The 15,012-nt window shown below is 68.3% G+C and carries 10 protein-coding genes; 1 reads left to right on the top strand and 9 read right to left on the bottom strand.

Translation table 11 applies throughout. From position 1 onward, the window contains the following. The 5 genes from KYX17_RS30570 to KYX17_RS30590 form a co-directional block, all read right to left on the bottom strand. On the bottom strand, positions 1–3,204 hold a 3,204-nt coding region (locus KYX17_RS30570; protein ID WP_243233362.1), incomplete at its 3' end, for a DNA-directed RNA polymerase subunit beta. A 203-nt stretch (positions 3,205–3,407) separates the two neighbouring features. Beyond that, on the bottom strand, positions 3,408–5,177 hold the full coding sequence (locus KYX17_RS30575) for an ABC transporter ATP-binding protein (RefSeq protein ID WP_243233363.1): 1,770 nt from the start codon (positions 5,175–5,177) through the stop codon (positions 3,408–3,410). A 20-nt stretch (positions 5,178–5,197) separates the two neighbouring features. Beyond that, positions 5,198–6,148, bottom strand: coding sequence for an ABC transporter permease (locus tag KYX17_RS30580; protein WP_243233366.1), 951 nt, complete (start codon positions 6,146–6,148; stop codon positions 5,198–5,200). Then, positions 6,145–7,149, bottom strand: a complete 1,005-nt coding sequence (locus KYX17_RS30585) for an ABC transporter permease (RefSeq protein WP_243233368.1) — start codon at positions 7,147–7,149, stop codon at positions 6,145–6,147. Before KYX17_RS30585 ends, KYX17_RS30580 begins: the two co-directional genes overlap by 4 nt. 139 nt (positions 7,150–7,288) lie before the next feature. Further along, entirely contained in the window at positions 7,289–8,962 is a 1,674-nt protein-coding gene (locus tag KYX17_RS30590; protein ID WP_243233371.1) for an ABC transporter substrate-binding protein, read from the bottom strand. A 187-nt stretch (positions 8,963–9,149) separates the two neighbouring features. Between KYX17_RS30590 and KYX17_RS30595 the strand changes: the two genes are divergently transcribed. Then, the gene (locus tag KYX17_RS30595) at positions 9,150–10,034 is read left to right on the top strand and encodes a TIGR01777 family oxidoreductase (protein WP_243233373.1); all 885 of its coding nucleotides are present in this window, start codon (positions 9,150–9,152) and stop codon (positions 10,032–10,034) included. Between the two features lie 370 nt (positions 10,035–10,404). On the opposite strand, the gene KYX17_RS30600 is transcribed toward KYX17_RS30595, so the two are convergent. From KYX17_RS30600 to KYX17_RS30615, 4 genes are read right to left on the bottom strand one after another with little or no spacing between them, the layout of a single operon-like run. Then, a complete protein-coding gene (locus KYX17_RS30600) occupies positions 10,405–11,871 on the bottom strand; it encodes a glycoside hydrolase family 3 protein (RefSeq protein WP_243233375.1) in 1,467 nt (488 codons plus the stop codon). After that, complete coding sequence (locus KYX17_RS30605; protein WP_243233377.1) at positions 11,868–12,701, bottom strand: carbohydrate ABC transporter permease; 834 nt, start codon at positions 12,699–12,701, stop codon at positions 11,868–11,870. The genes KYX17_RS30600 and KYX17_RS30605 overlap by 4 nt, the downstream gene beginning before the upstream one ends. Next, entirely contained in the window at positions 12,698–13,675 is a 978-nt protein-coding gene (locus tag KYX17_RS30610) for a carbohydrate ABC transporter permease (protein WP_243233378.1), read from the bottom strand. The genes KYX17_RS30605 and KYX17_RS30610 overlap by 4 nt, the downstream gene beginning before the upstream one ends. A 24-nt stretch (positions 13,676–13,699) precedes the next feature. Continuing rightward, positions 13,700–14,989: a sugar ABC transporter substrate-binding protein gene (locus KYX17_RS30615; RefSeq protein WP_243233379.1), complete on the bottom strand. Its 1,290-nt coding sequence runs from the start codon at positions 14,987–14,989 to the stop codon at positions 13,700–13,702. Positions 14,990–15,012: the final 23 nt, after the last annotated feature.

A 15,012-nucleotide genomic window follows, 5' to 3' on the forward strand; every position in this document is an offset into this window, starting at 1 on the left:
ACCGTAGGCCTCGAGGGCCCACACCTCCATCTCACCGAAGCGCTGACCGCCGAACTGCGCCTTACCACCGAGCGGCTGCTGGGTGATCATCGAGTACGGGCCGGTCGAACGCGCGTGGATCTTGTCGTCCACGAGGTGGTGCAGCTTCAGGATGTACATGTAGCCCACCGAGATCGGCATCGGGAACGGCTCTCCCGACCGGCCGTCGAACAGCTGGGTCTTGCCCGAGCGGTCGATCAGACGGATGCCGTCGCGCGTCGGCAGCGTGGAGTCGAGAAGACCGGCGATCTCCTGCTCCTCGGCACCGTCGAACACCGGGGTCGCGACCTTGGTGCCGGGCGCGGCCTCGAGGGCCTCCTTCGGCAGGTGCGCGGCCCACTCGGGGGTGCCCTCGACCTTCCAGCCCTGCTTGGCGATCCACCCGAGGTGGGTCTCCAGCACCTGGCCGAAGTTCATTCGACCCGGGATGCCGAGCGGGTTCAGGACGATGTCGACCGGCGTGCCGTCGGCGAGGAAGGGCATGTCCTCGATCGGGAGGATCTTGGCGATGACACCCTTGTTCCCGTGGCGGCCGGCGAGCTTGTCGCCCTCGGTGATCTTGCGCTTCTGGGCGATGTAGACCACGACGCGGCGGTTGACGCCGGAGCCGAGCTCGTCGTCTCCGTCCTCGGCGTTGAACTCCTTGACGGCGATGATCGTGCCCTGCTCGCCGTGCGGCACCTTCAGCGACGTGTCGCGGACCTCGCGACTCTTCTCGTTGAAGATCGCGCGGAGCAGGCGCTCCTCGGCGCTCAGCTCGGTCTCGCCCTTCGGCGTGACCTTGCCGACCAGGATGTCGCCGGGGCGGACCTCGGCGCCGATGCGGATGATGCCGCGCTCGTCCAGGTCTTTCAGCAGCTCCGGGCTGACGTTGGGGAGGTCACGCGTGATCTCCTCCTTGCCGAGCTTGGTGTCGCGGGCGTCGACCTCGTACTCCTCGATGTGGATCGACGAGAGGGTGTCGTCCTTCACCAGGTCCTGGCTCAGGATGATGGCGTCCTCGAAGTTGTAGCCCTCCCATGTCATGAACGCGACGAGGAGGTTCTTCCCGAGCGCCAGCTCGCCGTTCTCGGTCGCAGGACCGTCGGCGATGACCTCGCCCTTCTCCACGCGCTCACCGGCCGAGACGACGACCTTCTGGTTGTAGGAGGTGCCCTGGTTGGAGCGGTCGAACTTGCGCAGGTAGTACTCCTGCGTCCCGCCCTCGTCGAGCATGACGACGACACGGTCAGCCGAGACCTCGGTCACGACGCCGGGCTTGTCGGCGGTGATGACGTCACCGGCGTCGATCGCGGCGTAGCCCTCCATACCGGTTCCGACCAGCGGGGAGTCGCTGCGCAGCAGCGGCACGGCCTGACGCTGCATGTTGGCGCCCATGAGCGCGCGCTGCGCGTCGTCGTGCTCGAGGAACGGCACGAGCGAGGTCGCCACCGACACCATCTGGCGCGGCGAGACGTCCATGTAGCCGATCTCCTCGGGGTGGAACAGGTCCACCTCGCCGTCGCGGCCGCGGCGGGCGAGGACCCGCTCGTCGGCGAAGTGTCCGTCCTTCTTCAGGACGGCGTTCGCCTGGGCGACGACGTGCTCAGCCTCTTCGGACGCCGTGAGGTAGACGATCTCCTCGGTCACCCGGCCGCCCTCGACCTTGCGGTAGGGGGTCTCGATGAAGCCGAACGAGTTGATGCGCGCGAAGGTCGCGAGCGAGCCGATCAGACCGATGTTCGGGCCTTCAGGCGTCTCGATGGGGCACATGCGGCCGTAGTGCGACGGGTGCACGTCGCGGACCTCGACGCCGGCGCGGTCGCGCGAGAGACCGCCGGGGCCGAGGGCCGACAGGCGGCGCTTGTGGGTCAGACCCGCGAGCGGGTTGTTCTGGTCCATGAACTGCGACAGCTGGGAGGTTCCGAAGAACTCCTTGATCGCCGCCACGACCGGACGCACGTTGATCAGGGTCTGCGGCGTGATGGCCTCGATGTCCTGCGTGGTCATGCGCTCGCGGACGACGCGCTCCATGCGGGACAGACCCGTGCGGACCTGGTTCTGGATCAGCTCGCCGACCGCACGGATGCGACGGTTGCCGAAGTTGTCGATGTCGTCGACCGCGAGACGGATCTCGGCCTTCTTGCCGCCGCGGATGCCCTCGAACGTCTCGTCGCCGCGGTGCAGGCGGACGAGGTACTTGATGGTCGCGACGATGTCGTCGACGGTCAGGACCGACTCGTTCAGCGCGGCGTCCAGACCGAGCTTCTGGTTGATCTTGTAGCGGCCGACCTTGGCGAGGTCGTAGCGCTTGGCGTTGAAGTAGAAGTTGTCCAGCAGCGCGCGGGCGGCCTCGGCGGCGACCTGCTCGCCCGGACGGAGCTTGCGGTAGATGTCGCGCAGCGCGTCTTCCTTGGTGAGGATGGTGTCCTTCGCCAGGGTCTCCTCGATGGATGGGAAGCCGGCGAACTCGGCGAGGATGTCCTCACTGGACAGGCCGAGCGCCTTCAGGAACACGGTGACGGACTGCTTGCGCTTGCGGTCGATGCGCACGCCGACCTGGTCGCGCTTGTCGATCTCGAACTCGAGCCAGGCACCACGGCTCGGGATGACGCGAGCGGAGACGATGTCCTTGTCGCTGGTCTTGTCGGGCGTCTTGTCGAAGTAGACGCCGGGCGAGCGGACGAGCTGCGAAACGACGACGCGCTCGGTGCCGTTGATGATGAACGTGCCCTTGCCGGTCTGCAGCGGGAAGTCGCCCATGAAGACCGTCTGGGTCTTGATCTCACCGGTCTGGTGGTTCATGAACTCGGCCTCGACGTACAGCGGGGCGGCGTAGGTCTTGCCGCGCTCCTTGCACTCGTCGATGGAGTACTTCTCGGGCTCGAGGTACGGGTTCGTGAAGCTCAGCTGCATCGTCTCGCTGAGGTCCTCGATGGGCGAGATCTCCTCGAAGATCTCCTCGAGGCCGGAGACCTCGTTGACGTCCTTGCGTCCGGCCTCGCGGGCCTCGGCGACGCGCGCCTTCCAGGCCTCATTGCCGACGAGCCAGTCGAACGACTCGGTCTGCAGCGCGAGAAGGTCGGGGACCGTCAGCGTGTCGGAGATCTTGGCGAACGAGAGACGGGATGCTCCGCGTCCGTTCTTGGTGGTGGTGGATGTGGATGCGTTGCGAGCAGCAGCCAAGGGAATAACCTCCGTGAGCCCCGCAGGGCTTCTCGATTCCTTTGTCGTCAGGTGGAGTGCGCTCGAAAGAGCTCAACATCTGCCGACCACCATATGAGGGCAGGGAGATACGAACGCAAAGATCAACTATACGTCCGATTTCGCGACATGTCCAGTCAGATCCTTGACCAATTTCGGATGCTGCGGTAAAAGCCCGGTCCGGCTCACGAGGCGATGCCCAGCTCGTTGCCCGGGATCGAGCTCAGCAGGCGCCGGGTGTACGGATCGCGGGGGTTCGTGAAGATCTCCTCCGAGTCCGCAGCCTCCACGAGCGCACCGTCCTTCATCACGCACACGTAGTCGCTGATGAGTCGCACGACCGCCAGATCGTGCGAGATGAACAGGTAGCTCAGCCCGTATTCGCGCTGCAGGTCGCCGAGCAGCGTGAGGATCTGGTCCTGCACGAGGACGTCGAGCGCCGACACCGGTTCGTCGCACACCACGAGGTCCGGCGACAGCGCGAGCGCCCTGGCGATCGCGACGCGCTGCCGCTGGCCGCCGGAGAGCTCGGACGGATACCGGCGCAGCATGGACTGCGGCAGCGCCACGTCGTCGAGGAGCTTGCGCACGCGCGTGCGGCGCTCGCCCCTGCTCCCGCGCTTGTAGAACTCCAGCGGCTCGCCGATCAGCCGCTCGATCGTGAACATCGGGTTGAGGCTGGAGTACGGGTCCTGGAAGATCGGCTGGACCCGCTGGCGGAACTCGCGCGTCTCGGCACGGCTCAGGGTCGCGATGTCCTTGCCCTCGAACCGGATCGAGCCGCTCGTCGGCTCGATGACCTTCAGCAGCATCCGGGCGGTCGTGGTCTTGCCGGATCCGGACTCCCCCACGATCGCGACCGTCTCGCCGCGCGGGATCGCGAGGGAGACGTCCTTCACCGCCACGAAGTCCTCCGCGCGTCCCCGCACGGGGTACACCTTGGTCAGGTTCTCGATCTCGACGATGTGGTCGGATGCCGGAGCTGCCGCCGCGCGGTCGGAACCGCGTTTCGACTCGCCTTCGGCTCGCTCAACGAGCGAAGGAGGGACGGCTCGCTCAACGAGCGAAGGGGGGACGGCCCGCTCACCAGATGAAGAGGGAACGACCCGCTCACCAGGCGAAGGGGGGACGGCCCGGGACGCCTGCGGGATCAGCCGGGCCGCCGCGACCGACGGCGCCGCCTTCACGAGGGACTGCGTGTAGGGATGCTGCGGGTCGGCGAGGATCCGCTTCGCCGGCCCCTGCTCGACGACCTTGCCGCGGTGCATCACGATGACCCGCTCGGCGCGTTCGGCGGCCAGCCCGAGGTCGTGCGTGATGAGCAGCACGGCGGTGCCGAGCTCACGCGTCATCTCGCCGATCTGGTCGAGGATGGTCTGCTGCACCGTGACGTCGAGCGCGCTCGTCGGCTCGTCGGCGATGAGCAGGCGAGGCTTGCAGGCGAGGCCGATCGCGATCAGGGCGCGCTGGCGCATGCCGCCGGAGAACTCGTGCGGATACTGCTTCGCGCGGCTCTCGGGGTCGGGGAGCCCTGCTGCGGCGAGCGCCTCGACGACCTTGGCCGAGACGTTCTGCCTGTTCGCGAGACCATGCGCGAGCAGCGTCTCGGCGACCTGGGTCCCGATCTTCGCGACCGGGTTGAGATTGGACATCGGATCCTGCGGGACGAGTCCGATGTCCCGTCCGCGGATGGTGCGCAGCTCGCTCTCCGGCGCATGCGCGATCTCGCGCCCGTCGAGGAGGATGCTCCCGGCGGCCACGCGACCTCCTCCCGCGAGCAGCCCGATGATCGCCATCGCCGTGGTCGACTTGCCGGAGCCCGATTCGCCGACGATCGCGACGGTCTCCCCCGGCGCGATCTCGAGGTTCACGTCCTCGACCGCGTGGACGGTGCCGTCCATCGTGGTGAAATCGACCGCGAGACCTTCCACCTGCAGCAGCAGCTGCGTCTTCATCGTCCTGTCCTCCATCGCGATCACCGTGCCCTCGTCCGCGGATCCATCGCCTCGCGCAGCGCCTCACCGAAGAGCGTGAAGCCCAGAGCGGTCACGGCGATGCAGATGCCGGGGAAGAACGCCAGCCAGGGCGCGATGGCGAGCTCCGCCTGTGCGTAGGTCAGCATCCGGCCCCATTCGGCGGTCTCGGGGCGACCCCCGCCGAGACCGAGGAACGACAGCGCCGCGGCGTCGATGACGGCGGTCGCGAGGGTCAGCGTGCCCTGCACGATGACCGGGCCGATCGCGTTCGGGAGCACGTGCGACATCGTGATCCGGCCGCGTCCGAGGCCCAGTGTCTGCGCCGACAGCACGTAGTCGCTCGAGCGCTGCTGCAGCATCGACGCGCGCAGCAGTCGTGCGAAGATCGGCACCTGCGAAGCTCCGATCGCGATCATGACCGCGTACGGAGTCTGGCCCAGGATCGCCGCGATCGACACGGCCAGCAGCAGGTTCGGCACGGACAGGATGATGTCCACGATGCGCATGATCAGGGTGTCCACCCAGCCGCCGAACGTGCCGGCGATGAGTCCGAGCAGCATGCCGCCCACCAGGCCGAGCGCGGTCGAGACCACACCGACCAGGAGCGAGGCCTGCGCACCCCAGATCAGCTTGGACAGCACGTCGCCGCCGAACCGGTCCAGGCCCAGCGGGAACTGCGCCAGCTCCCCCGGGCCGGGGATGTGGGTGGGCGTGATGTACTTCGCGCCGGGCAGCGCCGTCTCGGGATACGGGGCGATGACGGGCGCGAGGAACGCGATGAGCAGGAACACGAACACGATCGCGGCGCCGATCCACGCCGTGGGATTGCGGCGCAGCCGGCGGAAGACGTCCTGCCAGAATCCACCGCTGCTCTTCAGGCCCTCCTGGGCGACGGCGACGGTGTCGATGATCCCGGCGCCCTGCGCCGGAGGGAGGATGGGGGAAGTCATTGGACCCTCACTCTCGGGTCGATCACGCTGTAGGAGACGTCCACCGCGAGGTTGATGAGCGCGTACGCGATCGCGATGAAGATGATGAAACCCTGCAGCACCGGGAAGTCACGGGTGAAGATGGCCCGGGCCAGGAACGAGCCGATCCCCGGGAAGGCGAACACGGTCTCGGTGAGCACGGCGCCCGCGATGAGCAGCCCGGCCTGCAGGCCGATCGTCGTGATGACCGGCAGCATGGCGTTGCGCAGGATGAACCGGCTACGCAGCGTCCCCGGGGCGACGCCCTTGGCGCGGCCGGTTCGGACGTAGTCGGCGTTCTGCACTTCGAGCACGCTCGCCCTGGTGATGCGGACGATGATCGCGAGCGGGATCGTGCCGAGCGCGAGCGCGGGAAGGATGAGGTGCAGGATGGCGTCCCACGCGGCATCCAGCTCCCCGGTGATGATGCCGTCCCACACGTAGAAGCCGGTGGGATGCGTGGCGTCGATGCGCGGGTTCTGCCTGCCGTCCGCCGGAAGCCACCCGAGCTGGACGGCGAAGACGTACTTGAGGATGAACGCGAGGAAGAACACCGGGATCGTGATACCGACCAGGCTCAGCACGACGGACGCGTGATCCGTGAACCTGCCGTGCCGCCTCGCGGCCCAGTAGCCGAGCGGGATGCCGATGCCGATCGCGATGATCAGGGCCGCCACGGACAGCTCGAGCGTCGCGGGGAACCGTCGCATGAACTCCTCGACGACCGGACGGTTCGTCTGAATCGACGTGCCGAAGTCGCCCTGCAGGAGTCGGCCGATCCAGGTGAAGTACTGCTGGATCAGGGGTTGGTCGAAGCCGTAGAGCTCGTTGACCCGCTCGATCGCCTCGGGCGTGGCCTTCTCGCCGAGGAGGGCCACGGCGGGTCCGCCGGGGAGGGCTCTGACCCAGGCGAAGAGCAGGATGCTCAGGCCGAAGAGAGTGGGGATGAGGAGCAGCAGTCGCCTGCCGATGGTGCGCAGCACGGATAGGTCTCCGGTTCGGTCCCTCGTTCGTCGAACGAGGAGCGGAGCAGGTCGGAACGCCGCCCGTCGGAGACGGCGTTTCGACTCGTCGCTCCGCTCCTCGCTCAACGAGCGGAAATGATCACGACGTGCGGAACGATCACTCGGTGAGGACGATGTCCGTGAAGACCTCGTCGTTCACCGGGCTGGCCGGATAGCTCTCGACGCGCGGGTCGAACGCGAGCGTCGGCGCCGGGTGCGCGAGCGGGACCCCGGGGATGAACTGCGCGACATCCTCGTTGATCTCCTCGTAGAGCGCCGACTGCTCCTCGAGGTCGGAGACGCCCCGTGCCTCGGCAAGCTTCTGGAACAGCTCCGGGTTGTCGAAGCCCCACTCCGAGCTCTGAGCGCCGAAGAACACGCCGACGAAGTTGTCGGTGTCGTTGTAGTCACCGGTCCAGCCCAGCAGGTGGATGCCGTGATCCGCCGTGCCGGTGGTGCGGTCGAGGTACTCGACCCACTCCTCGGAGACCGGTGTCGTCTCGACGCCGACCTCGGCGAGCTGGGAGGAGAGCACGGTGAAGATCTGCTCCGGGTCCGGCATGTACGGCCGCGAGACGTTGACCGGGTAGTTGAACGTCAGCTTCAGCGGATTCGCCTCGGTGTACCCGGCCTCGGCCAGCAGCTCCTTGGCCTTCTCGGGGTCGTAGTCGTAGGTGGTGACATCCGGGTTGTAGCCGTTGACGCTGTCCGGCATGAACTCGATCGCCTTCTCGGTGCCCTCGGGAAGCACCTGCGAGATGAGCGCGTCCTTGTCGATCGCGTGCGACAGCGCCTGACGCACGGTGACGTCCTGCAGTTCAGGGATCGCCTGGTTGAACGCCAGGTACAGGATCGTGAACGGCGGACGCGGGACCATCGTGAACCCGTCCTCCTCGAGGGCGGCGGTGTCGGCGGGGCCGACCAGGTCGTAGCCGTCGATGTCGCCCGCCTCGAGGGACTGGCGGCGCGCGGTCGGGTCGTCGATCGTGCGGAAGATGATCTCCTCGATCTGGCCGGGGTCGCCCCAGTAGTCCTGGTACGCGGTCAGGGTGACCTGCTCGCCCGGAGCCCACTCCTCGAACTGGTACGGGCCGGTGCCCGCGGGGTGGCCCATCGCGTACTCGGACATCTGCGGCGCCTCAGCGGATCCGCCGACTTCGTCCGCGTTGTACTCGCTCATCGCCGTCGGGCTCTGCATCGAGAACGCGGGCAGCGACAGCGCGGGGATGAATCCGGCGAACGGCTTGTTCAGCGTGACGGTCGCGGTGTACTCGTCGTCGGCCGAGCAGGACTTGTACACGGCGTTCTCGGGGCTGTCCTTGTACCCGTGAAACAGCTTGTTGTAGTAGTACCCGAACGCCTCGCTCGCGGCGAGACCCGTCCAGTTGTACCAGCGGTCGAAGTTCGCGCAGACGGCCTCGGCGTTGAACGGAGTGCCGTCGTGGAAGGTCACGCCCTCCTTCAGCGTGAACGTGTGGCTCATGCCGTCCGGCGCCGAGTCCCACTCCTCGGCGAGAAGGGGTGCCGGATCGGCCGTTCCGGGCTCCGTGCCGACGAGGCCCTCGAAGATCTGCCGTGAGACGCGGAAGGTCTCTCCGTCCTGCGCGAAGGCGGGATCGAGGCTCGCCGGGTCCGAGGACGCCGCGAAGATGAACGTCGTGTCGACCTCGCCGGATCCTTCACCGGAGTCGTCGCCGCGCTCGCTGGCGACGCATCCGGCCAGGAGCAGTGCTGCCACTGCCGTGCCGGTCACGGCGAGGATTCCCCGCCGTCGCAGAGGTGTCTGGTGCATGGGTGATGCCCTTCCCTGTATAGCGCTTCGTTGCGCGCACCGGGAGCGTCGTCGCTTCCGGATACGGTGATCCCTCGACGCTACCCAGCCCGCACCAGGAATCCAATCCCACACGCATTGCGATCCGGTATCGGCTGTGTAACGACCGCGGCACGAGGGCCTCACTCCGGTGGCGTAGGTTCGATCCATGCGGATCCTCCTCGTCGGCGCGTCGGGCCTGATCGGCTCGGCCGTCGCGGCACGGGCCGGCGGCGTCCACGAGGTGCGCGCGCTGGTGCGGCGCGATCCGGTGGACGCGAGCGAGCACCGCTGGGATGCCTCGGCCCGGACCGCCCCGGCGGAGCCGATCGCGTGGGCGGACGCCGTGATCAGCCTGTCGGGGGCAAGCCTGTCGCGCCTGCCCTGGACCGCCCGCTACCGCGCGGAAATCCTCCGCAGCCGTGTCGCGGCGACCAGCGCGATCGCGCGGGCGATCGCCGGCTCGGAGGCGCCGCCGGACGCGTGGGTGTCGGCATCCGCCGTCGGGATCTACGGCGATCGCCCCGGCGAGGTGGTGACCGAGGATGCCATGCCGGGGACGGGATTCCTCGCCGACGTCGTCGGCGCGTGGGAGAGCGCTGCGGATCCCGCCCGTCCGCGCACGCGCGTCGTGCACGCCCGCACGGGTCTGGTGCTCGCCTCGGGCGGGGCGCTCACGCCGCTGATGCTCACGACGAGGCTCGGCCTGGGCGCGACCATCGGCGGCGGCAGCCAGCACTGGCCGTGGATCTCCCTCGAGGACGAGGCCGCCGCCCTGCTGCATCTGGCCACCGCATCCGCGCTGGACGGCCCGGTGAACCTGGTCGGCCCGGCGCCGGCGACGTCACGAGACATCACGCGGGGTCTCGCGCGGGTCCTGCACCGGCCTCATCTCTTCCGGCTCCCCGCGTTCGCCCTGCGCGCGGGCATGGGTATTGCCGCGGACGAGCTTCTGCTCGCCGACCAGCAGGCGGTCCCGGAACGGCTGATCCGGGACGGCTTCGCCTTCCGTCACGCGACGCCGGATGCCGCGCTCCGCGCGCTCGTCCGTTGAGCGACGGGGTTGCCCCTCTCTCGTTCCCCGGACCGCACCGCGTTTCGACTCGCTGCGCTCGCTCAACGAACGAAAATGGGCGTTCGACTCGCGACGGGGGAACGGCCGTCCCTTCCCTCGCTCGTTGAGCGACGAGCGCCGCCCCATCCCCGTTCGTTGAGCGACGAGCGCAGCGAGGAGTCGAAACGCAGTACCCGACGAACGAACGAAAGGGGGCCGGCTCGCGAACGGACCGCCCCCTCCCCGCTCGTTGAGCGACGAGCGCAGCGAGGAGTCGAAACGCAGTGTCCCGACGGACCACCCGGTTTCGACTCGCTTCGCTCGCTCAACGAACGAAAACGGGCTCGCTCAACGAACGAAAAGGGGCGGGTCAGGCCGTCAGGAGTTCGCGCGCGACCTCGGCGGAGATCCGGCTCGCGGCCGCCGCGTCGATGAACGGCAACGGCAGCTCGCCCCGGACGGGGAGGCCGACGTTCACCACGACGGCACCGGAATCGCGAGCCGCGACGTGCTCGATGAGCGCGCGCTGAGCCGGTTCCACCTCGGGCCGGTCGACGAGCAGCACCAGCCGGCCACCGGCGGCCCGTGCGGCCTCGAGCGCCGCGTCCCGCTCAGCCTCCGACGCCCGGTCGACGTCCAGCCGCGCGCGGAAGCCGTCACCGGCGAGAGCAGCCGCGACATATCCGGCCGCGCTGTCGACCGCGAGGGTCGATCTCCGCCGGGCGTCCACGACGGACAGTGCGGATGCCGCGGCATCCGGCTCTCCGACGACGCGCAGCGCGCGACGCACGATGGCGGCGGCGTCGTACGCCCCCTGCGCCGCAGGCTCCGCCGCACGCAGCTTCGCCGCCAGAGCCCGCACGCGATCGCGCGCCTGCTCGACCCGCTCACGCGGCAGCGACCCGTCGCGCAGAGCCGCCACGACGGCCTCGCGGGCAGCGAAGAAGTCGCGCTCGTCCTGATCGGGCAACGCGGCGGCGCCGGGGTTGGTGGGGTTGCCGATGCACAGCAGATCCGCGCCGGCGGCCAGCGCCTGCACCGCTCCCCCGCCGATCCCCACGCTCTCGCGGACGGCAGCCATGTCCAGGGCATCGGTGATGATGACCCCCTCGAATCCGAGGTCCCGCAGCCGTCCGAGCACGTCCGGGTTCAGGGTCGCCGGCTTCGCCCCCCACGCCGGGACCACGATGTGCGCGGTCATGACGGTGTCGACACCGGCGGCGATCGCCGCACGGAACGGCTCCAGGTGCACCGCCTCGATCTCGGCGGGATCCAGGGTGATCTCCGGAAGCGCGTGGTGCGAATCCAGGTGGGTGTCGCCATGGCCCGGGAAGTGCTTGACGCAGGCGGCGACGCCGCCGGTCTGGAGTCCTTCGATCGTCGCCGCGACATGCCGGGACACGAGCGCGGGGTCCGCTCCGAACGAGCGCACTCCGATCACCGGGTTGCGCGGGTCCGTGTTGACGTCGGCGACCGGCCCCAGCACGACGTCGATGCCCGCCTCGCGCGCCCGACGTGCCAGTTCGGCCCCCGTCGCGCAGCTCGCCTCGACGTCGTCGACGGCGCCGAGCTGAGCAGCCCCGGGAAGCGTCGAACCGGTCGCCGATTCGAGCCGGGTGACGCTGCCGCCCTCCTCGTCGATGCCGATGAGGGCGTCCGGGTTGGCGGCGCGCAGCGCCGCGCTCAGCTCGGGCAGCCGCTCGGACATGTTCTGACCGAAGTACACCACTCCGGCCAGCCCATCGCGCAGCTCCGCGAGGAGCCATTCCGGCGCCTCGGTGCCGAAGAACCCCGGCCAGAGGACCGCGTTGGCGAGGCGGGTGAGCTCGTCCGTCATCCCTTCACGGCCCCCGAGACGAGACCGGCGGACAGCCGTCGCTGCACGATGACGAAGAAGATCATGACCGGGATCGTGATGATCGTGGACGCCGCCATGATGCTGCCCCAGTCGTTCGAGTGCAGGCCGAAGAACGACTTCAGACCGATCGCGACGGTGTACTGGTCGGTCGCGCCGCCGAGCATCGTCATCGCGAAGATGAACTCGTTCCAGGCCGTGATGAAGCTGAACACGCTCGTCGCGACGAGGCCCGGCATCACCAGCGGCAGCAGCACGGAGCGGAACATCCGCCACCAGCTCGCGCCGTCGATGTAGGCCGCCTCCTCGAGCTCCACCGGGACGGCAGCGACGAATCCGCGCAGCATCCAGATGCCGAAGGCGAGCGACAGCGCGATGTACACGATGACGAGGCCGAGCAGGGTGTTGAGCAGACCGAAGCTCTTCACCTGGAGGAACAGCGGGATGACCAGAGCCTCGAGCGGCACCATCTGCACCACGAGGATCATCATGAGGATCGTGGTGCGGAACTTGAAGCGGAAGCGCGCGACGGCGACGGCCGCGAGCAGGCAGACCAGAGCGCTGACGAGCACGGTGGCGATCGCCACGATCGCCGAGTTGCGCAGGTAGACGCCGAAGCCGCCGTCGGTGAGCACGTAGGCGAAGTTGTCCCAGGTGAACTCCTGCGGCAGGAACGACTGACCGCCGCTGGACGCCTTCGCGTCGAAGGCGCTGGAGATCATCCAGTACACGGGGAACAGCGTGAACAGCAGGACGGCCGCGACGGCGACGCCGATGCCGATGCGGGACAGGACGGACGGACGGGTGCTCAAAGTTCGTCCTCCTTCATGAGCGAGCGGATGTACACGATCGTGATCCCGATGAGCACGAGCGTGAGCAGCACGGCGAGAGCCGCACCGAAGCCGTAGCGGTTCTGTCCGAACGACTCGACGTAGGACCACACGCCGAGGTTCAGCACGGACCGGTTCGAACCGGAGCCTCCGGGCATCAGGTAGACCTGCGCGAAGACCTTGAAGTCCCAGATCGTGGACAGGATGATCACGACGGAGAACACCGGGCGCAGCGTCGGGAAGATGATCTGCCAGAAGCGGCGCCACGCGCCGGCGCCGTCGAGGGCCGCCGCCTCGAGCATCTCCTTGGAGACGCCGAGGAGCCCCGCGAGCACGGTGACCGCGACGAACGGGAAGCCGTGGTGCACCACGTTCAGCAGCACGATGGCGTAGAACGACCACTGGTTCGTGAACCAGTTGACCGGTCCGTCGATGAGGCCGAGCTCGAGGAGCATGGCGTTGAAGATGCCGTGGTCGGCATCGAAGATGAAGGTCCAGACGTACGTCCCGGTCACCGCGGGCATGGCCCAGGCGATCATGATGCAGCTGGAGACGATGGTGCGCCACACGGTCCCGAGACGCGCGAGGAGCAGGGCGACGAGCGTGCCGAGGGCGACGGTGGCGAACACCGCGACCGCGGCGAACCCGACCGTGTTCGGCAGCACGACCGTCCACAGCGTGGAGTTGGTCACGGCCTCCACGTAGTTGTCGAACCCGATGAAGTTCGACTCGCCGGTGTTGATCTCACGGAGACCGTAGTCCTGCAGCGAGTACAGGAAGACCTGCACCAGCGGCCACAGCATGAGTCCCGCGAGGAGGATCAGACCGGGGGCCAGCAGGACCCACGGTCGCGCCTTCGCCCAGGTGAGGACTCGGCCCTTTCGGCCTCCGGCCACGGAGGCGGGGGTGTTCCCCGCCTCCGTGGTGGTCGGCACTGGTGCTTGCACCATCGACATGAAGGAATACTTCCTTAGCGTTGCTTACTGGTTGAGCAGCTCGGTCATCTCGGCTGCGGCGTCCTCCGTCGCGGTCGCGACGTCCTTCTGCCCGCTGAGGATCGACTGCATCATGGCGTTGGTGGTCTTCTTGGCCTGCACCGCACCGAAGTTCGGCGTGACCGGCACGGATGCTCCGCCTTCGACCATCTGCTGGGCGAACGGGGCGACGAGCGGGTCGGTCGAGGCCAGGGCCTCCTCCATGGCGGACTGGACACCCGGGAAGTAGCCGGTCTCATCCGCCCACTTCTCGGCGAACTCGCCCGTGGTCATCAGCTCGACGAGCTGCCAGGCCAGGTCGGCGTTCTCGGTGTTGTTGAAGATCGACAGGTGCGATCCGCCGAGCACCGACGGCGCGATGCCGCCGTCCTTGCCGGGGATGACCGCGGCGCCGAGCTTGCCCTCGAGGTCGGGGTTGGCCTCGATGATCGCGTTCGGGGTCCAGGAGCCCGAGAGCATCATCGCGACGTTCCCGGCGACGAACGCGTCACGCAGGTCCGTCTCCTTCCACGTCGTGGCACCGGCCGACGAGAAGCCGTGCTTCGTGGCCAGGTCGGTGTAGAACTGGATGCCCTCCTGGGACTCCGCGCTGTCCAGTTCGCTGGTCCAGGTCTCGCCGTCCTGCGTGGCGATCTCGCCACCTGCGCCCCAGACCCACGGGTAGACCTGGAACTCGGCGTCACCGGGGACCGGGAACGGCATGATCTCGGGGTGCGCGGCCTTGATGGCCTCGCCCGCCGCGATGATGTCATCCCACGTCTTCGGCGCCTCGAGCCCGAGCTCCTCGAAGATGTCGGCGCGGTAGATGATCGAGCGGACGCCGGCGTACCACGGCATGCCGTACAGCTCCTCCTCGTACGTTCCGGCGACCTCGAGACCCTCGACGAGGTCGTCGCGCAGGCCGTCCTCGCCGTCCACGTACTCGTCGATCGGCAGCAGCGCTCCGGCGTCGGCGAACTCGGCAGTCCAGGTCGTGCCGGTCTCGGCGATGTCAGGGGTGGTGCCGCCGGCGATCGAGGTCACGAAGCGGTCGTGGGCGTCGGCCCACTGCACCTCTTCGAACTCGACGTCCGCGCCGGTCTGGTCCTTGAACTCCGCCGCCACCTCGTCGAGGAACGCGGTCGAGTCGGGGTTGGTGCCCTGCATGATCCAGACGGTGAGGGTCTTGCCCTCGCCATCGGCGCCACCGCCGTTGCCGCTGTCGCCGGAGCAGGCTGCCAGCCCCAGCGTCGCCGTGACGCCGAGCGCCACGAGGGGAAGAATGCGCTTCTTCATCGGGTGAATCTCCTCATTGAAAA

Source organism: Microbacterium sp. CIAB417, from assembly GCF_022788845.1.

What these genes read in the sequence shown, in the direction of transcription:
- KYX17_RS30610 (WP_243233378.1), bottom strand. Translation starts at nt 13,675, where the DNA reads ATGTCGATGGTGCAAGCACCAGTGCCGACCACCACGGAGGCGGGGAAC.
- KYX17_RS30615 (WP_243233379.1), bottom strand. Translation starts at nt 14,989, where the DNA reads ATGAAGAAGCGCATTCTTCCCCTCGTGGCGCTCGGCGTCACGGCGACG.
- KYX17_RS30575 (WP_243233363.1), bottom strand. Translation starts at nt 5,177, where the DNA reads ATGAAGACGCAGCTGCTGCTGCAGGTGGAAGGTCTCGCGGTCGATTTC.
- KYX17_RS30600 (WP_243233375.1), bottom strand. Translation starts at nt 11,871, where the DNA reads ATGACGGACGAGCTCACCCGCCTCGCCAACGCGGTCCTCTGGCCGGGG.
- KYX17_RS30595 (WP_243233373.1), top strand. Translation starts at nt 9,150, where the DNA reads ATGCGGATCCTCCTCGTCGGCGCGTCGGGCCTGATCGGCTCGGCCGTC.
- KYX17_RS30580 (WP_243233366.1), bottom strand. Translation starts at nt 6,148, where the DNA reads ATGACTTCCCCCATCCTCCCTCCGGCGCAGGGCGCCGGGATCATCGAC.
- KYX17_RS30590 (WP_243233371.1), bottom strand. Translation starts at nt 8,962, where the DNA reads ATGCACCAGACACCTCTGCGACGGCGGGGAATCCTCGCCGTGACCGGC.